At 40.7% G+C, this 18092-nt stretch carries 17 protein-coding genes and 1 riboswitch; of the genes, 3 read left to right on the top strand and 14 right to left on the bottom strand.

All coding sequences use genetic code 11. From position 1 onward, the window contains the following. Positions 1-174: 174 nt before the first annotated feature. Positions 175-2346: a S9 family peptidase gene (locus CMT41_RS16355; RefSeq protein ID WP_057182810.1), complete on the bottom strand. Its 2172-nt coding sequence runs from the start codon at positions 2344-2346 to the stop codon at positions 175-177. 232 nt (positions 2347-2578) lie between these two features. On the opposite strand from CMT41_RS16355, the gene CMT41_RS16350 reads away from it, so the two are divergent. Beyond that, a complete protein-coding gene (locus CMT41_RS16350; protein WP_058027850.1) occupies positions 2579-3145 on the top strand; it encodes a DUF1285 domain-containing protein in 567 nt (188 codons plus the stop codon). 14 nt (positions 3146-3159) lie between these two features. Here CMT41_RS16350 and CMT41_RS16345 read toward each other — a convergent pair whose 3' ends face one another. The 10 genes from CMT41_RS16345 to moaA form a co-directional block, all read right to left on the bottom strand. Next, the gene (locus CMT41_RS16345; protein ID WP_058027849.1) at positions 3160-3909 is read right to left on the bottom strand and encodes a HesA/MoeB/ThiF family protein; all 750 of its coding nucleotides are present in this window, start codon (positions 3907-3909) and stop codon (positions 3160-3162) included. 29 nt (positions 3910-3938) lie between these two features. Further along, positions 3939-5078 carry a molybdenum ABC transporter ATP-binding protein gene (gene modC / locus CMT41_RS16340; protein WP_083494312.1) on the bottom strand — a complete coding sequence of 380 codons (1140 nt, stop codon included), beginning with the start codon at positions 5076-5078 and terminating at the stop codon, positions 3939-3941. Beyond that, entirely contained in the window at positions 5071-5793 is a 723-nt protein-coding gene (modB, locus tag CMT41_RS16335) for a molybdate ABC transporter permease subunit (RefSeq protein WP_058027848.1), read from the bottom strand. Before modB ends, modC begins: the two co-directional genes overlap by 8 nt. Continuing rightward, entirely contained in the window at positions 5794-6594 is an 801-nt protein-coding gene (gene modA, locus CMT41_RS16330) for a molybdate ABC transporter substrate-binding protein (protein WP_058027847.1), read from the bottom strand. It lies immediately after the preceding gene. A gap of 1 nt (position 6595) precedes the next feature. After that, the gene (moaE, locus tag CMT41_RS16325; protein ID WP_058027846.1) at positions 6596-7078 is read right to left on the bottom strand and encodes a molybdopterin synthase catalytic subunit MoaE; all 483 of its coding nucleotides are present in this window, start codon (positions 7076-7078) and stop codon (positions 6596-6598) included. Between the two features lie 3 nt (positions 7079-7081). Next, positions 7082-7330: a molybdopterin converting factor subunit 1 gene (gene moaD, locus CMT41_RS16320; protein ID WP_057183031.1), complete on the bottom strand. Its 249-nt coding sequence runs from the start codon at positions 7328-7330 to the stop codon at positions 7082-7084. A gap of 660 nt (positions 7331-7990) precedes the next feature. Further along, complete coding sequence (gene moaC / locus CMT41_RS16310) at positions 7991-8503, bottom strand: cyclic pyranopterin monophosphate synthase MoaC (protein WP_058027844.1); 513 nt, start codon at positions 8501-8503, stop codon at positions 7991-7993. Then, a complete protein-coding gene (moaB, locus tag CMT41_RS16305) occupies positions 8503-9045 on the bottom strand; it encodes a molybdenum cofactor biosynthesis protein B (protein WP_058027843.1) in 543 nt (180 codons plus the stop codon). Before moaB ends, moaC begins: the two co-directional genes overlap by 1 nt. Positions 9046-9362: 317 nt before the next feature. After that, positions 9363-10040, bottom strand: a complete 678-nt coding sequence (gene mobA / locus CMT41_RS16300; protein ID WP_058027842.1) for a molybdenum cofactor guanylyltransferase — start codon at positions 10038-10040, stop codon at positions 9363-9365. 2 nt (positions 10041-10042) lie between these two features. After that, the gene (gene moaA, locus CMT41_RS16295; protein WP_057182795.1) at positions 10043-11014 is read right to left on the bottom strand and encodes a GTP 3',8-cyclase MoaA; all 972 of its coding nucleotides are present in this window, start codon (positions 11012-11014) and stop codon (positions 10043-10045) included. Then, positions 11001-11194, bottom strand: a riboswitch (molybdenum cofactor riboswitch). Its footprint overlaps the gene before it by 14 nt. A gap of 294 nt (positions 11195-11488) precedes the next feature. Between moaA and moeA the strand changes: the two genes are divergently transcribed. Then, entirely contained in the window at positions 11489-12721 is a 1233-nt protein-coding gene (gene moeA / locus CMT41_RS16290) for a molybdopterin molybdotransferase MoeA (protein ID WP_057182794.1), read from the top strand. 102 nt (positions 12722-12823) lie between these two features. Further along, positions 12824-13216, top strand: coding sequence for a hypothetical protein (locus CMT41_RS16285; RefSeq protein ID WP_057182792.1), 393 nt, complete (start codon positions 12824-12826; stop codon positions 13214-13216). Positions 13217-13341: 125 nt separating this feature from the next. On the opposite strand, the gene hemL is transcribed toward CMT41_RS16285, so the two are convergent. The 3 genes from hemL to CMT41_RS16270 all read right to left on the bottom strand — a co-directional run bounded on the left by hemL (position 13342) and on the right by CMT41_RS16270 (position 17937). After that, positions 13342-14625 carry a glutamate-1-semialdehyde 2,1-aminomutase gene (gene hemL, locus CMT41_RS16280; protein ID WP_057182791.1) on the bottom strand — a complete coding sequence of 428 codons (1284 nt, stop codon included), beginning with the start codon at positions 14623-14625 and terminating at the stop codon, positions 13342-13344. Between the two features lie 39 nt (positions 14626-14664). Continuing rightward, positions 14665-15678, bottom strand: coding sequence for an aspartate carbamoyltransferase (locus CMT41_RS16275; RefSeq protein WP_198149758.1), 1014 nt, complete (start codon positions 15676-15678; stop codon positions 14665-14667). A gap of 156 nt (positions 15679-15834) precedes the next feature. Then, entirely contained in the window at positions 15835-17937 is a 2103-nt protein-coding gene (locus tag CMT41_RS16270) for a trypsin-like serine protease (protein ID WP_058027841.1), read from the bottom strand. Between the last annotated feature and the right edge of the window lie 155 nt (positions 17938-18092).

Raw genomic sequence — 18092 nt, 5'->3', positions numbered from 1 at the left:
ATTAATTTAGTGAGTTGCCAAGAGTAACTCAGCTTTAGTGAGTTCAATATAGGGAGTATTTGACTTGATGTTAGTAATATTAGGGCGTTGCTGATGGGTAAAACATCCTCACCTTGTTGTGCCTAGATGAGGATGCTTATTTTGGCTAAGCTAAATAGCTTTTCTTACTATTGATTAACTCTTATTAAGTAAGTCAATAAAGAAGCTATATTGTAAGGCCGTATTATGAATACGTTTGAATCGCCCTGAGGCGCCGCCGTGTCCTGCTTCCATATCAATTTTAAAGACTAATAGGTTGTCATCTGTTTTATATTCACGCAACTTAGCAACCCATTTCATTGGCTCAAAATACTGTACTTGAGAGTCATGTAATCCTGTGGTGACTAGGATGTTAGGATAGTCTTGGGTTTTCACTTGATCATAAGGGGAGTATGACAACATATAATCATAATAAACTTTTTCTTTTGGGTTGCCCCATTCTTTAAACTCATTGGTTGTTAGTGGAATGCTTTCATCAAGCATAGTGGTCACTACATCAACAAAGGGCACTGCTGCAGCAATACCTTGATAAAGCTCAGGTGCCATATTAATGACTGCGCCCATTAGTAAACCACCAGCACTACCACCGGCAGCGAATACCTTATCTTTATCGCCGTAACCTTGTGCTGTTAACGCTTTAGTGACATCAATAAAGTCAGTAAAGGTATTCATTTTAGTGAGTTTTTTACCGTCTTCATACCAAGGTCGGCCAAGCATTTCTGAACCACGAATATGAGCAATGGCATAGACAAAACCACGGTCAAGCAAGCTTAAACGACTTACTGAAAAGTAAGGGTCTATGGTGTTACCGTACGAACCATAGGCATATTGATATAATGGGTTAGTACCATCTTTTTTGAAGGTATCTTTACGATAAACTAAGGATACCGGTATTTTTTTACCATCACGCGCTTTAACAAAAATACGCTCAGAGGCGTAGTTATTGCTATCAAAGTCACCGAGTACGTTATCCTGTTTTAACGTTGTTTTAGTTAACGTGGTTAAATCAATATCATAATCTACGCCTGGTGTGGTAAAGCTAGTGTAGTAAAGGCGTAATGCTTTATTATCTATTTCATCATTGCCATACATATGTAAGGTGTAAGCAGTGTCATGAAAGCTTAGTTGTTGCTCTTTACCAGTGGAAAGTTGCTGAATCGTTATACGACTAATACCATTTTCACGTTGTTGATAAACAAGATGATCGGTAAATAATTCAAAACGTTCGAGCTTAACGGCATCATTGGCAGGTATAACATCTTGCCATTGGCTTTTATCACCAAGATGGTTTTTATCCACTTTCATTAAACGAAAGTTGGTTGCTTGCCAGTTAGTATTAATGTAATACCAATCATTTAATTTAGAGATAGAGTATTCATGACCTTCTTCACGCTCAATGAACTTTTTCGGCATAGCTTTAGCGTTATTGGCATCAATTACCGAGACGCCACTTGCTTCTGTACTGGAATGCCAAATAAATATGCTGCTGTCATCTTTAGATTTACTGATGCCGGTATAATAAGCTTTGTTTTTTTCTTCGTAGACCATCTCGTCATCGGCTTGTGATGTGCCTAATGTGTGACGAAATACTTGGTAACCTAATAAGGTTTGTGGATCTTTTTTGATGTAATAAACGGTTTTATTGTCATTACCCCAAACAATGCCACCACTGGTGCCGGTAAGTTTATCGGTAAGCAGGGTGTTACCGGCAATGTCTTTAAACTGAACCGTATAGACTCGACGACTTAAGGTATCTTCACCGTAGGCTAGTAACTTGCCATTTGGACTCACTCTTAAGCCAGTAACTTGGTAGTAATCATGTGCTTTTGCTAATTCATTAACATTTAATAGTACTTCCAAGTTACTGCCGTTAAAATCGGTAGCTCTAACATAGATAGGATATTCATTTTCACCTTGCATTTGGGTTGAATAATAGAAGTCACCTGATTTTCTTGGCACTGAGTTATCGTCTTTTTCAATGCGATCTTTGATCTCTTGAAAGATCTGTTCTTGCATCGCCTCGGTATGTTTTAACTGTGCCTTAGTGTAATCATTCTCTGCGGCTAAATGCGCTAAGATCTCTGGGTTAGTTCGACTGTCATCACGCATCCAGTAATAATTATCGACACGAGTATGATTATGAATAACCATTTCATGAGGTACTTTTTTAGCGACAGGGGCCTTTATATTTGCCATGGCTTTATTAGCCTCATAACTGTTTTCATTATTTTGATTACTGCACGCTGCGATAAGCAGAGCAGAGGAGACTATTAAGCTTAGCTTAGTCTTAGTGAGGGCTATTTTCATCTATATTCCTTGTTATACCAATGCGATTAAATTCTTCCTGAGCGGTAAGTAACGTAATAGACTGGGGGTTATTGTAAGCCAATACTGTTGGCACTGGCTCAAATGTTAAAAAAATGTATCGGGCAATAAGTTAGCATGATATTAATTATAATCAAATGTACTTATCGCGTAATATGGTTAAGCTAACCCATTTTAGCTATTGCAGCGCTTTTTGTAAGGATATGCCGCCATTATGTCATTAGATAAAATTTCAGCTCAACTAGCTGGCAGTAAAAAATCATTACCACCAGTCGAGTCATGGAATCCACCTTATTGTGGTGAAATTGATATCCAGATAAAAGCCAATGGTGATTGGTATTACCACGGTACTATTTTTAAGCGCTTAGCACTGGTTAAGCTATTTGCTTCCGTGCTCATTAAGGAGGTAAACACAGAGGTAAATAACGGTGTAAGCAAAGCTACTGCGGAGTACTTTTTAGTGACGCCAGTAGAGAAAGTGAAAATTCAAGTTGATGATGTGCCTTTTGTGCTCACCCAATGGCGCTGGCTGGATGAAGAAAAAACGGTCATGCAAGTTAGCACCAACTTAGACGACGAATTTACTCTAGATGAACAGCATCCACTAATCATCAGTGAAAATGGTAATTTGTATGTAACTGTACGACGCAACCTAAAAGCGAAAGTTCATCGTAATGTTTATTACCAGTGGGTTGATATTGCTAAAGAAATTAAAAGTAAAAAGGGCACTGAGCTAATCATTAGCAGTGCCGAGTGTCAATTTAGTTTAGGCAGTTATTAATAGGTAATTAATCCTTAATTTGAACCACAAACGGTGCAATTTGCTTGTTTTTTCATGGTAAATTGCTGCCATTGATTGGCTAAACCATCAAGCAAGTTAAGTTGGTTAATCTGCACTTTATTTCCCGTTAACAGCTTAATAGCTTGTAAACATTGCATACCGGCAATCATGGCTAATACTGGACCTATGATACCAACCGTTTGACAATTATTGGCGGGCGATTTTTCACTGGCAGGAAAAAGGCAATGGTAACAAGCACTGCTGTCATCACGCGGGTCTATAGTGAGTTGTTGGCCATCAAAGCCAGTAGCAGCGCCCACTATAAGTGGTACTTTATGCTGGACACAGGCTTGGTTGATCAAGTAGCGTGTGGCAATATTGTCTGAGCAATCGAGCACTAAATCGACTTGTGGCAGATAATAATCACATAACTCTTCATCAAGCATTTCATCAATAGCTTCAATCGTTACATCAGGAAATTGTTGTTGTAATTTTTCCGCGGCGACATCAGCTTTATTTTCAGCAATATTACTTTCGCTAAAGAGAATTTGTCTGGGTAAGTTACTGAGCTCTATGCAATCGCCATCGGCGAGATAAAGGGTGCCGACACCTGCGGCCGCTAAATATAAACTGGCTGGATTACCTAAACCGCCTACACCTAAAATAAGCACTTTTGCGTTGCGCAATGCCATTTGTCCTGAGGTGCCAATCTTAGCCAACATAATTTGCCGGGAGTATTTAACTTGCTCTTGATTACTTAACACGTGTATTCCTAGTTTATTTCTTATCAGGGTTAATGGATAAAAGTACGCACAGCACTGGCTTTAAACTGCAAATATACCTGTTGTCTGAGGGTTAGCGATAACTTTTGTTGAGAGAAGGCACTGATAGTGACAAAAAAGTCTTGTGAACCACAAATAACCGTCAGCAAGACATTATTTTGCTGAGCATTAATTTGTTTTATCGTACCTAATAGGTGATTAACGATAGAGCTATTATTTGGCTCCGTTAGGGTAATACTAATATCACTGGCCAAAATAAAGCAGCGCAACTGAGTTTGCTGCTCAAATGCTTGATCACAGCTAAGAAAAATATCTTGTTGGGCATTTAACGCTAAAGCGGTTAAGCCATTGCCATTATTAAAGGTTTTTATCGGCAGTGATAAACTGGTTTGTTGCTGGATAAGGTCACATTCATGGTTATTATTGAGCTGATGAATAACGTGATGAATATTACCAAAACTAACCACCTTACCTTGTGCTAGTACTAATAAGGTGTCACAAACTTGCTGTAATTCATCTAAAGAGTGGCTGACGTATAACATAGGTAAACTCAGCTGCTTTTGAATGTTAAGTATCATTTTTAGCAGTTGGGTTTTACTGTGTCGGTCCAGGGCACTTAACGGCTCATCAAGTAATAATAACTTGGGTTCGGCTAGAATAGCTCTAGCTAAGGCTACTCTTTGTTGTTGACCACCGGAGAGCTGATTTACCTCCTGATCAAGTAAGGCACTTAACTCAGTAAGTTTAATTACCTCAGCTAATGACAGCCGACTATTTTTACAACGTTTGACCGCATACTCTAGGTTGCCCAGTACCGTTAAATGGCTAAACAAACGACTATTTTGAAACACTAAGCCAACTTGGCGCTGCTCGGGTTTGAGGTATATACCTTGTTCGCTGTTGACTAAAGAAGTATCGACTAAGGTTATCTCACCAGTCAGTGTTGTTTCTAGACCAGCAATGGCACGCAGTAAGGTCGACTTGCCTGAGGCCGAGTGGCCAAAAACACCGGTAATACCATTTAATGGTATTGACTGCTTAATGCTTAATTCGAATTGTTGATAACTAATGTTAATATTTATATTGAGCTGAGGCGTTTTATGGTTAGTAAGACTATTCAAAGCTGCATTCTTTATAGGAGAATCATTCATTGGCGCTTTGCTCTTTTCGCTTAGTGTTAACCGTTAAATCTTTAGGTTTGTTTCTTTTGGGTAAATTTAACCAATAGATAGCGGCTAATAACACCATAGAACTTATTAATAAGCTGATGGATAGTAGGTGCGCTCGGGCATAATCAAAGGCTTCGACATGATCAAACAGCGCAATAGAAAGTACCCGTGTTTCTCCAGGTATATTACCGCCAATCATCAAGATAATACCAAATTCACCGACAGTATGGGCAAAACCTAGGCTGGCCGCGGTGATAAAGCTGGCTTTTGTTAACGGCAATACAATAGTAAAAAATCGGTCAATAGGGCCGGCGCCAAGTAGCGCCCCAGCTTCTAAGAGCGAGTCACCTAATTGTTCAAAGGCTTTTTGCAGAGGTTGCACCACAAAAGGCAGTGAGTACAAAACCGAGCCAATAACGATGGCTGAAAAACTAAAGGCTAATTGTTGCCCCGTCGCTTGCTGCCACATTTGTCCGGGTAAGTATTCCGGGGAAAAGGCAATCAATAAATAAAAGCCTACTACTGTTGGCGGTAATACTAATGGTAAAGCCACTACAGCCTCGATGATAACCTTAAATCGACTGGTCATTTTGGCCAGATACCAAGCAAGAGGGGTACCGATAATCAATAAAATTATCGTGGTTAATGCCGCCATTTCTAAGGTGGTTATCAGTGCTTGTAAGTCAGAATTTATCATTTAACCCTTAGCTTTTGATGTTGGTGCATAGCCATAACTGACTATGGTTGCCTGGCTCTTGGCGGAGAGTAAAAAATCACTTAAACTTTTCGCTGCGGCTTGTCGCTTACTGGCGCGAATTATAACTAACTGTTGCTCAATCGGCTGATGATAACTCGTGGGGATAAGTACGCCAGATAAGTTGTTTAGCACTAGCTGGCTATTGGCAACAATACCACGGGTAACGGCTTTACTGCGTAATTGCGCAAAGGTTTGCCCGATATTAATGCCTGTTATTAGTCTATATTGCAAAGTTGACCATAAACCTAAGTGTTGCAATGCTTCTTTGGCCGCTTTACCGTAGGGGGCAATATCAGGGTTGGCAATAGCAAAGCGTTGTGGTGGGTTTTTTTCTAGGTCAATAGATAATTGCTCAAGTGAAGGCATAGTAGTGGTATAGAATGCTAGCTGACCTATGGCGTAGGTTTTACGACTATTTTTGCGGGCAAAACCGTCTTGCTCAAGTTCTTTTGGCCGGCGACTGTCGGCACTGAGAAAAATGTCAAAGGGCGCGCCGTGTTTAATTTGTAAAAACATCGCGCCACTGGCACCACTGATTATTTGGCTGTTGATACCAGTTTGTTTGCTGAACTCTTTAAGTAATACTTTTAATACCGGGGTGAAATTAGCGGCAACGGCAATACGTAGCGGTGTGTTGTTATCATCACTATCGCTGTTATCAGTGTTATTTTGTTGGGCTTGGCTACTGGTTACCCACAGTAAACTAATGGTAAAGGCGGTGACTAAAAGAAAACGTAACACGCTAGCTCCAAAGGTCGGCTTTATCAGTATCGCTGCTTTTCGCAGCTAACCAATTTTCGGAGGTTTTCCCGGCATGGGTTATTTTTTCTTTCTTCCAAAACGGTGCTTTAACTTTTAAATAATCCATGATGAATTCATTAGCTGCATAAGCATCTTGTCGATGTTTGCTGGTCACGCCAACAAAGACAATTTGTTCACCAATGAAGAGCTCGCCAATGCGATGAATCACTTTGACTCTACCTATATGCCATTGCTCTTTAGCTTGTTTGATAATTTTAGCTAAAGATTTTTCTGTCATACCTGGATAATGCTCTAGCGTTAAGCTAGTGACGCTATTACCATTATTGTTATTTCTAACTCTGCCAGTGAAAGTAACGACAGCACCATCGGTTAGGTTGTCTTGCTCAAGTAAAGCCACTTCATCCGCCAAGCTAAAATCCTCAGCTTGGATGGATATTTCTTTCAAAGGGTCTTGGCTGGTCATCACTTATCCGCCGGTCACAGGAGGAAAAAAGGCAACTTCATCACCAGACTTTACTAAATGACTGTCATCAACCATGTCATGATTCACCGCTGATAACAGTGAGGCCTTACTAAATGTTTGTTGCCATTGTGAATTTTTATCACTTAAGCGCTGTTTCACGTCACCGACAGTTTTCACATCTTCAGCATTTAAAGACAGTTCAGCACAAGCTAACTGCTCTCTTAACGCGGCAAAAAAAACAATTTTAATCATAATATTTTCTCTTAAAGTGTGGCTCTGTTGTAGTTTAGTGTTGTTGAGTAAACAAGCGATACGCGTAAACCCATCCATGGGGCTCGGCACAAACATCAGGACAGTGTGCTCCTGCAATCTCTAATAAGTTACATCCATGTAACGTCTGTCACCGCGATATACCGTTCGTCCTGAACATAATCCCATCCATGGGGCTCGGCACAAACATCAGGACAGTGTGCTCCTGCACTGTCTAGTAAGGTATATCCATATACCGTCTTGTTTGTGAAGCTCGCTTTTATCACTTCAGCAACACTTCCTATTAAGTCATATAGTTGCCATGTGGACAACAGTATGATGGAACAGAGCCTCAAATTTAGTTCGGCTAGGTTAAGCTGAAGGGCTTTGCCAATGACCAGACTTGCCACCTTCTTTTGTTAAGACTTGTTAGTGTACAGTGCAGTGAATTTCCAATGGAAACACGGACACTTACTTTGGTGTTTGCCAATGACCCGACTTGCCGCCTTCTTTTGTTAAGACTTGTTAGTGTACAGTGCAGTGAATTTCCAATGGAAACACGGACACTTACTTTTGTGTTTGCCAATGACCCGACTTGCCACCTTCTTTTGTTAAGACTTGTTAGTGTACAGTGCAGTGAATTTCCAATGGAAACACGGACACTTACTTTTGTGTTTGCCAATGACCCGACTTGCCACCTTCTTTTGTTAAGACTTTTATACCATGAATTTCCATGGCAGGATCGGCGGCTTTACACATATCAAATAAGGTTAAACAAGCAATAGAGACAGCGGTTAACGCTTCCATTTCAACGCCAGTTTGTCCGGTTAAACGACATAAACTATTCACTTGTATTTGACTGTTTTCACTATCAAGGGTGAAGTCTACTTGCACCTTAGTTAACATTAACGGGTGACATAAAGGAATTAAATCGCTGCACTTTTTTGCGGCTTGAATACCAGCAATACGAGCAACAGCAAACACATCACCCTTTTTATGTTTTCCTGTGGTGATTAATTCAAAGGTCGCTCGGTTCATTTTAATAAAACCTTGCGCGGTTGCGGTGCGAGAGGTCATGGCTTTTTCCGTGACATCGACCATGTTCGCTTCACCCTGCTGGTTCAGGTGACTCAGCTCTGGTTTTTGTGCTGGCGTATTCGTTGTATTAGTTGTCATTAGCCGCGACTCTCGCATTGCTCTGTCGTGATATTGAGGTGAGGGACAAAATTACACGGGCGATGACTGGCATCTAATTGCTCTTTAATCACTTTATCCCAAGCCGTTTTACAAGCGTTAGTTGAGCCAGGTACACACAAGATTACCGTTTTGTTGGCGATGCCACCAAAAGCACGGGATTGAATGGTTGAGGTACCAATTTCCATTAATGATACATGGCGAAAAATCTCACCAAAGCCTTCTATCGCTTTGTCAAATAATGGCGTTAATGCTTCAGGAGTATTATCACGGTCGGTAAAGCCGGTACCGCCAGTAGATATAATGGCGTGAATGCTGTCATCGGCAATCCATTTCGAAACTTGTGCACGCAGTTGATAAATATCATCAATGACGATGGCTTTATCGGCTAGCTTGTGGCCCGCTTGTGTTAAACGCTCAACCAGCGCTTGTCCAGACGTATCGTTCTCTGTCGTACGTGTATCTGATACCGTTAAAACGGCGATGTTTAAGGGAATGAAAGTATTGCCGCCATGTGCTGACATAGGTTTATCCTTGACTAAATCTGTAGATTAAAATTGTTGCTGCGCTTATTGCCATTGTTTTACATGGCTATGTAGTTAGCTCAGGACGTCGTTGTAAACGTCATCTTCGAAGTCTCTGATCGAAGATCCATTGCTTTTAGACGCTGGATCCCCGATTAAGACACCACGGGGATGACGATCCTGAACCATGTACATAGGCATGTTGTTTTATGGACCGTGTTGGGTATTGCTAATCAATACGTTATTCTAAAATTGTTGCTGTGCTTGTTGCCATTGATTCTCTGACAGTGAGTGTCTTGCTAAGCAATACGTTCGCTCTAAAACTGTTTTTTTGCTTGTTCCCACTGTTCCGGCGTGTTGCTATTAAATAGTACTTTGCTATTGGGGCTACTAATAGCTTGATGAGGTACTTGTGCCAACATGGCTCGCACTGAAGGACCATTTTTAGTATTTTTCTTGTCGCTTTTGTTGCCGTTAGCCAGTATCTTTTCCCGTTGGAATGCTTGCATTAAGAACATATTCAAAAAAGCATTATTGGGTAAATATAACGGAATGTGGTGTATTTGTTGTTGGCTATCAGTGAAGAAGGTTGCTTTATTACTAAGCTCGCCTTTTAGACGCAAGGTAGCCAAAGCCGCTGCGGTCATAAAGGGTAAATCAACCGGCAATATTAATAATGCCTTGGGTTGTAAATGTTCTGGGTAATGAGCTAAGACACTATAAATTCCGCCAACAGGGCCAGCCTGTGATACTCGATCAGGAATTTGATGGTTATCGCCACTGACGACAATATTTTTTATACCGGCATCGCTAAGTAACTGCTTGGAAAAATCGAGCATAGTACTTAGCGATTTCATCGCGGACTTATCTGCCTGCTTGTTTGAGCTATTAGCTTGACTGAACTGGCGAGTTAGTTGGGCTTTATCTTGCCCCATGCGAGAAGATAAACCGCCTGCGAGCACTACACCTAAACAGTCGATAGTTTGAAAATTCATCACTAACCCCCAAGCATGGCGAGGTGCTTAGTTGCACCTGTTAGCTTTTCATGTAAAAAATGGGTGGCTTTTTTATCACCGAGTAGTGAAACTATTTTTGCTTGTAATGGGGCGATATCATCACTTTGTAATTGTTCACGTAGTGACAAACCTTCATCACCAAATAGACACAAATGCAATTTACCGCTTGAGCTAATTCGTAAACGATTACAGCTATTACAGAAATCTTTGGCGTAGGGCATGATCAAACCGACTTTACCTTGATAATCCGGATGATAAAACTCTTGGGCGGGGCCGGCTGATTTGTTTTGAATAACCGGTAGCCAGCCATCGAGAATTAAATTTTGCTTGATACGTGAACCTTGCACATGTTGGGCATCAAAAAATTCTTTATTATCACCGGTTTGCATTAACTCAATAAAACGTAAGGTAATAGGGGTATCTTTTATCCAGTCAAGATAGCTTTGAATATCTTTGCCGCTGTACTCACGCATTAATACCGTATTAACCTTAATTGATGCTCTGCCATCAGCTAAACCCAGATCAATACCCTTGAGAATGGTCTTGAGTTTATCGTGGCCAGTTATGGCATGAAATTGACGAGGATCTAAGCTATCTATACTGATATTGATGGCATCAATGCCAGCATCTAACCATTGAGGTAAGTGTTCAGGCAGTTTAAAACCATTACTGGTAATGGCCACTCTCTTGATGCCTGGTGTTTCTTTACAAATTTGAATGATTTTAGGTAAGTCTTTACGCAGTGCCGGCTCACCGCCGGTAATGCGAATCTTTTCTGTGCCGAGCTCAGCGAAAGCTTTAGTTAGACGTTTGATTTCATCTAGTGATAAAAAATCACGTGGTTGATCACACTGATAACCGTCAGGCAAGCAGTAAGTGCAGCTAAAATTGCACACGTCAGTAATTGATAGGCGTAGATAATAGAACCTACGGCCAAAGTTGTCTGTTAACATGTCACCTTTCCAAATGTAGGGAGGCTAACGCGTTTCCTTGTTAACCCTGGTAACTAAAACCCATTAAATACATGGCCTTAGTTACGGCTTATCACAACATGAATACCTTCAATAAGCTGACTTAATTTAGCCAGAAAATACAATAATGTTAGCTGTGATAGCTCGGTGTTATAAATAAAGTTCTGTTCAAATTTAGTATATACCCGCTTTACTTCAAGATGCAAGTTCAGGGGAACGCGGATATATTACTCTGGTGGCGATATGGTAATTTTTTTTGTTGATCTATTTATTGATCTTAATCAATAAAATTGCGCTTATAGCTCTATTATTTATGAGGCTAGTTAAGCGATACTAAACAAATAGCAAATGGATTAATTTATTGAGTGGTATTTTCTGAAGGGGGCTTGCAAATTGGCCTAGTTTAGAGTGAAATTTATGGTACCAAGTAATTGTAATGTATCTAAGTGAGTTTTTATGTCTGATTGTTGTTCCGCTCCAGGGCTTTTACCTTTTGAACAAGCCTTAGCTAATATGCTAGCGCAAGTGTCACCTGTCACCGAAACACTAACCTTGTCCATTGAGCAAGCGCTGAACTATGTTTTAGCGCAAGAAATTACTAGCCCATTAAATGTGCCGCCTCATGATAACTCCGCTATGGATGGTTATGCTTTTGCGATAAATAGTTTAGCGGCTAATAAAACCCTAAGACTTGTTGGTCGCTCTATGGCAGGCGCACCTTTTCAAGGTATTTGCCAGCCCGGCGAATGTATTCGTATTATGACCGGGGCTAAAATGCCAACGTGTTGTGATTCGGTAGAAATGCAAGAAAACGTTAGCGCTGATGGAGAAATAATTACTTTTTTAGTAGATAAAATTTTTGGCTCTCATGTCCGTCAGGCCGGTGAAGATATTAAACTCGGTCAACAAGTATTGCAGTCTGGTCATAAATTGACCGCGGTTGATATTGGAGTCCTTGCGTCATTGGGAGTAGCTGAAGTTAAGGTTTATCGCAAATTAAAGGTGGCGTTAATTGCCACGGGTGATGAATTGAAACGACCAGGACAAGCACTGCAAGTTGGTGATATTTATGAGTCTAACAGTTTTGTTTTAGCCGCCATGTTACAAAAACTGGATGTTGATGTTATTGATTTTGGTATCATTGAAGATGACTTTCAGGCAATAAAATCCGCCTTTATCAGTGCAGATAAACAGGCCGATGCGGTCATTTCTACTGGCGGTGTTTCGGTTGGCGAAGCCGATTACACTAAAACAGTTTTAGATGAACTTGGTGAGATTGGCTTTTGGAAAATAGCGATGAAACCAGGTAAACCCTTTGCTTTTGGTAAATTAGCTAATAGTATCTTTTTTGGTCTGCCGGGCAATCCAGTGTCCGCTTTAGTGACCTTTCATCAATTAGCTTTGCCGGCTTTAACTAAGATGCAAAATGCCCAACCGTTAAAACGTACCCATTTAAGGGTGAAGTGCAGCAGTGACTTACGTAAATCTCCTGGGCGCATGGATTTTCAACGCGGTATTTTATCTGTGAACTCACAAGGTGAAAATGTGGTCAGTTCAACTGGCGCCCAAGGCTCTGGTATCTTATCTAGCTTAGCTAAGGCTAACTGCTATATTATTTTGCCAAGTGCACAAGGTAAGGTACAAGCGGGTGAAATGGTACAAGTGCAATTATTTGATCAGTTTTTATAGTGACTATTTAGCACGCTGTACAGTAAATAAAGCAATTGTTGGCAAAGGTGCTAGCTTTGCTATGAGTACAAAAAATAAACAGAGTAGGTGGAGCAGGTAACCATGAAGCATCAACTAAGCTTTGCAACAGTCAATGTATTAAGTGATGGTATTGCTGAGATCATTATAACTGAGGGTATCGAAGTCTCAATGGAGATGCTTGACGAATTCGACGCTTTTCTTAGCCAGCACCTGAGTGATCACTTTGCCTTGCTGATCAATAAAGTACATAGTTATAATTATACTTTTGAAGCAAAGATGACCATGGCCTCACATGAAAATTTAATCGCTATTGCTGTGATTGTATATAAAGAGGCAGACAAAAAAATAATAAACGATGTGATGGCGCTGAGAGCGATAGACGATTGGAACCTAAAGACGTTTTCAGCATTAGAGCTTGGCTGGCAGCAAGGCTATGATTGGCTGCAAACTGAACTTGATTTATTGGTCATTTGATGACAACGCTGTCAAGAGACAGTGCTAAATTTCAGGTTAACTAAGAAAAGTTTAAAAATTAAATAAAAAAAAGCGGCTTAAATTCATTTAAGCCGCTTTTTTATATCACAGCAAAGACTGTGAACTTATAGTTGAGCGAAACATTTATCCACAGCAACGAGTGTTTTTTCAATAATGTCATCACTGTGCGCCGTTGATAAGAAGCCGGTTTCAAAAGCCGATGGCGCTAAGTACACCCCTTCAGCTAGCATCAAGTGGAAGAAACGTTTGAACATCTCACCATCACATTGAGTGGCTTGTTCGAAGCTAGTGATAGGGTTTTTGTCGTCGGTAAAGAAGAAGCCAAACATAGCGCCAACATAATTGACACTTAAGTTAATGCCGTTACGCTCAGCCGCGGCTTTAAAGCCCATGGCTAGCTTTTCCGTAGCAGCACTTAATTGCTGATGTTTATCACCTTGAGCTAATTCAGTTAGTGCCGCTAAACCAGCAGCCATAGCAATTGGGTTACCTGATAAAGTACCCGCTTGATATACCGGACCAACTGGCGCGATATAATCCATAATTTCTCGCTTGCCACCAAAAGCGCCGACTGGCATACCGCCACCGATAATTTTACCTAAAGTGGTTAGATCGGGTTTGATATTATAAAGCGCTTGAGCACCACCTAGTGCGACACGAAAGCCAGTCATTACTTCATCAAAAATTAATACGCTAGCGTATTGATCACAAACCTCACGTAAACCTTGAAGAAATCCAGCCACTGGCGGAATACAATTCATGTTGCCGGCAACAGGCTCGACAATAATACAAGCAATTTCATTAGCGTACTTAGCGAAAATTTCTTTTACTTGCTCGATATTGTTATAGCTAACCGTTAGGGTATGTTTAGCAAAATCTTTCGGAATCCCTGGTGAATTAGGTACACCCATGGTCAAAGCACCTGAGCCTGCTTTTACTAACAATGAGTCAGCGTGACCATGGTAACAGCCTTCAAATTTTAGGATTTTATCGCGACCGGTATAACCACGGGCTAAACGGATAGCGCTCATGGTGGCTTCAGTGCCAGAGCTAACCATACGCAAAGATTCCATTGATGGTACTAACTCACGGACCTTTTCCGCCATGGTAATTTCAAGTTCGGTGGGTGCGCCAAAACTTAAGCCATTTTTTGCGGTAGTAATAACGGCCTCAAGAATGGCAGGATGGTTATGACCTAAGATCATTGGCCCCCAAGAACCAACATAGTCGATATAAGCTTTATCATCGGCATCATAAATATAAGCGCCTTGAGCACGTTTTATAAAGCAAGGGCTACCGCCAACACCATTAAAGGCACGTACTGGCGAGTTAACACCACCGGGGATTACCTTTTGCGCTTGTTCAAATAACTGTTCTGATTTATTCATAATTGCTTCTTCTAAAAGTTTAATCGATGTGCGTGGCACTTAAAGGTTTTTATTGGTATACCAGTTTACCGGTTTTTCATAATTCGTAATTTGATCTTCAACACCTAAAGTGAGGGCGAATAACGCCATACGCACTAACACACCATTTTGCGCTTGCCTAAAAATGGCTAGGTTATCTAAATCATTTAGGTCGGTATCAAGTTCATTGGCTTCTGGACGTGAATCCCGTGGTAATGGATGCATGATAACGGTATTTTCTTGACAATATTTCTGGTAGACACTTTTATTCAAACTGAAATGGCCACGATATAACTCAGCTTCATCTTTACTGGCAAAGCGTTCTTGCTGGATTCTGGTTTGATAAATTACGTCACAATATAAATTACCTTCCATGGTTTCGGTTAACACCACTTCATGACCCGCATCACTTAACGTTGAGATGATACTATCAGGCATTTGTAAGGCCTTGGGTGCTACCATAGTAATTTTGACATTGTCATAGAGGCTGAGTAATTTAGATAACGAATGTACTGTGCGGCCATGTTTCAAGTCACCCATCAAGACAATATTTAAATCATCTAAGCCTTTATTAAAGTGCATCATTTCAGACTGAATAGTAAATAGATCCAGTAAAGCCTGAGTTGGGTGTTCATTGGCACCATCACCACCATTAATAACTGGGACAGTACTACCTAGCGCAAATTGATCTACTGAGTGCATTTGTGGATGACGCATGGCTATGACATCTGAGTAGCCGCTGATCACTTGCGCGGTATCAAATAATGATTCACCTTTACTTAATGAAGTATTCTCTTGACCAACAGTTTCACGGACAGAACCGCCCAGTAAATTAAACGCGGTACCAAAACTTACCCGAGTACGAGTGCTGGGTTCAAAAAACAAGTTACTTAATATGGCACCTTCGAGTACATGACAACGTTTTTTTCGTGACGCATAAGGTGTCATTTGCGCAGAAATTTGCAAAATTTTTGCGATAGCTTCACGGTCAAATTGTGATACCGATAGAATATGCTTACCTTGAAATTTCATCATCTTGATTACTTACATTTAAAGGGAAAAAATTTGCCAAGAATATAGCATAAAACCACCAATTTGCGAATGATAAACAAGATTTTTAACGCTCTGTTAGGGCAAGATGGCATTAAAAAAGGCAGATAAATCTGCCTTTTTATACTCGACAGTTAAAGATTAACTTCGTCGACGCTTAAAGGGTAACAAGGTAAGTAGCAGCAAGAGATAAGTTACGCTACCACCACTTGATTTACTTGCTGTTTGTACTGGCGGAGGAGAAGTTGCCGATGTATCAGCTGGCGCTGTCTCTGGGGTAAAAACGACCTCTTTTAAATATGCTTTATCTTCACCCTTACTCGTCGCGCCATCTTTCAAATAGAGCCAGGTTATTTGATGTTTTCCCTCAGCTAAATTAGGGATAGTTACCTTGGCATAAGGGACTTCTCCAGAAATAAAGTCAACTTTTTCACCATCAATAATTAAGTACAAGGCATCATAAGGTGATGAAGGATCCTCGGTATTTTCTTCCGATGATACCGACCAATAAAATGACAAACTGCCAGCGCCAGTAAAAGTTAGCATTACTGAGCTTTGTTGATTATCGCTAATCTCACCACTGCTAATTGCTGCTTCGCTATTATCAAGTAACCAAGGTTTATCGCCGCCACTAAACCACAGTAGTTCAGTTGAACCACTAGATAACTGAGTATTAATAACATTATTAGCGGCAATTGCCTGAGCACTGATAAAGCTTTGACTGGTGGGAATATTGTCATCATTACTATTAATGATAATCCGCATTTTATGCTGACCAAGGGTTTTAGCATCAAAGGCAAGGGTAATGGTGCACTTTTGTTTTGCTGCTAAAGTATTACAGCTATTAGGCGTTAGACTAAAGCCAGTACTGCCAATTTTGTCAATTACTAGGGTGAAAGTTAAATTAGCGGTTAACTCACTATTATTGCTGACGGTTAGCTGGGTTGTTTGTGCTGTGTGTTGTGGAGTAATGGCAAAGTCATAAGTTGGTTCAATGGCGATGCCTTTGCTGATATTGTTAATCCAGTCAGTAAATTGACCAACACGGGCGTAAACACCTGGAAATTCGGCAACGGCACAGCCAACACCGTAGCTGACGATACCAATTTGTTGCCAGCCTTGATTGGTGTTAACTAATAATGGTCCGCCACTATCACCTTGGCATGAACCTTTTTCCATACTGCCTGAATAATTTGCACATATCATGCTATCGGTAATACCTACTTGATCAGGTAAATAGTTAATACCTTCCAAGTCAGTATAAGCTTGCGCTAGTTTATCTTTACATTGCTCATTACTGAGCAAGTTGAGTTCAACTTGACGTAATTTATCAGGCTGGTCATTAGCGGGTAGTTCATCGTTTGGCCCATAAGCCGTTTGGTTCCCCCAACCGATAACCGTTACTGCGGCGTTGTCTAAGGCTAGCTGCCTACTGGAATCTAAATCAACTAGCGTTACCGCTGGATTATCAATAGCTTCAATAAGCTCTATTAGAGCAATATCATTATTAAAAGCGCTACCTTTATTATATTCTGGATGGATATAAATACGCTTAATAGCTTTGGCATTTTCAGCACCATTGCTTAAGTCGTATTCACCGACATTGACTTGTAGCAGGTTAATATTGGCATCTTCAACACAGTGCGCCGCGGTAAGTAGCCATTTCTCACCAATAAAACTAGCGCCACAGCTAGAACTTTGTACTATTTTTTGTTGCGCAGTAACATTAAGGCTGGCAATACTACCAAGTAGGTTCAGTAGCGTAGCACCATCGTCTTGGCTAATAGCTATAACAGGAATACTACCGGCAAAATTATCGCCTAAGGTGCCATTAATAGCACCGTTAGTATTGTTAAAGATAATTACCCCTATGCCTCCGCCAGCTTGGCAATTATCCACTTTTACTGAAAAGTCGACGTCACCACGGGCAATTAAGCATATTTTATTGCTCGCCGCACTACATTGACTGTCGCCAAGACCACAATCGATTACAACTGCACTTACTTGACCTGAAGGGCTATTGGAAAAAGGCGAACTATCGTAGCCAGTACCAGCAACCTGTAAAGAGGTTATTACTTCATGATGGGTAGAGACTAAGGCTGCCATCCAAGGCCAGTCACCTTGGTTAGCAAGCTCACCACCAACAATCTTGGGCTTGGCTATTGGTACGGTCGATTGATTGCTGGCATTTGCTGTTACTAGCAATGCAGTGAACGCTAAACAAGCGCATAAAAAATATTTCATTAAATGTTCCCTAAGCTAAGAAAGTTAAAGTGCTAGTAACATCCTGTTTACATGTGGGTAGGCTATCCTATCTTGATTATAACTGCAATACCTGAAAAATATTGCACTGTGCTCCTAGTTTCCTACTGATTTATGAGTCTTAGCTTATTGAACGG

The organism is Colwellia sp. MT41 (assembly GCF_001444365.1).
Classification (GTDB): domain Bacteria; phylum Pseudomonadota; class Gammaproteobacteria; order Enterobacterales; family Alteromonadaceae; genus Colwellia; species Colwellia marinimaniae.
Note: the sequence above shows the minus strand (reverse complement) of the source record. Positions and strands in the feature narration are given on the sequence as shown.

What these genes read in the sequence shown, in the direction of transcription:
- CMT41_RS16355 (WP_057182810.1), bottom strand. Translation starts at nt 2,346, where the DNA reads ATGAAAATAGCCCTCACTAAGACTAAGCTAAGCTTAATAGTCTCCTCT.
- CMT41_RS16350 (WP_058027850.1), top strand. Translation starts at nt 2,579, where the DNA reads ATGTCATTAGATAAAATTTCAGCTCAACTAGCTGGCAGTAAAAAATCA.
- modC (WP_083494312.1), bottom strand. Translation starts at nt 5,078, where the DNA reads ATGAATGATTCTCCTATAAAGAATGCAGCTTTGAATAGTCTTACTAAC.
- modB (WP_058027848.1), bottom strand. Translation starts at nt 5,793, where the DNA reads ATGATAAATTCTGACTTACAAGCACTGATAACCACCTTAGAAATGGCG.
- moaE (WP_058027846.1), bottom strand. Translation starts at nt 7,078, where the DNA reads ATGACCAGCCAAGACCCTTTGAAAGAAATATCCATCCAAGCTGAGGAT.
- moaD (WP_057183031.1), bottom strand. Translation starts at nt 7,330, where the DNA reads ATGATTAAAATTGTTTTTTTTGCCGCGTTAAGAGAGCAGTTAGCTTGT.
- moaC (WP_058027844.1), bottom strand. Translation starts at nt 8,503, where the DNA reads ATGACAACTAATACAACGAATACGCCAGCACAAAAACCAGAGCTGAGT.
- moaB (WP_058027843.1), bottom strand. Translation starts at nt 9,045, where the DNA reads ATGTCAGCACATGGCGGCAATACTTTCATTCCCTTAAACATCGCCGTT.
- mobA (WP_058027842.1), bottom strand. Translation starts at nt 10,040, where the DNA reads ATGAATTTTCAAACTATCGACTGTTTAGGTGTAGTGCTCGCAGGCGGT.
- moaA (WP_057182795.1), bottom strand. Translation starts at nt 11,014, where the DNA reads ATGTTAACAGACAACTTTGGCCGTAGGTTCTATTATCTACGCCTATCA.
- moeA (WP_057182794.1), top strand. Translation starts at nt 11,489, where the DNA reads ATGTCTGATTGTTGTTCCGCTCCAGGGCTTTTACCTTTTGAACAAGCC.
- CMT41_RS16285 (WP_057182792.1), top strand. Translation starts at nt 12,824, where the DNA reads ATGAAGCATCAACTAAGCTTTGCAACAGTCAATGTATTAAGTGATGGT.
- hemL (WP_057182791.1), bottom strand. Translation starts at nt 14,625, where the DNA reads ATGAATAAATCAGAACAGTTATTTGAACAAGCGCAAAAGGTAATCCCC.
- CMT41_RS16275 (WP_198149758.1), bottom strand. Translation starts at nt 15,678, where the DNA reads ATGATGAAATTTCAAGGTAAGCATATTCTATCGGTATCACAATTTGAC.
- CMT41_RS16270 (WP_058027841.1), bottom strand. Translation starts at nt 17,937, where the DNA reads ATGAAATATTTTTTATGCGCTTGTTTAGCGTTCACTGCATTGCTAGTA.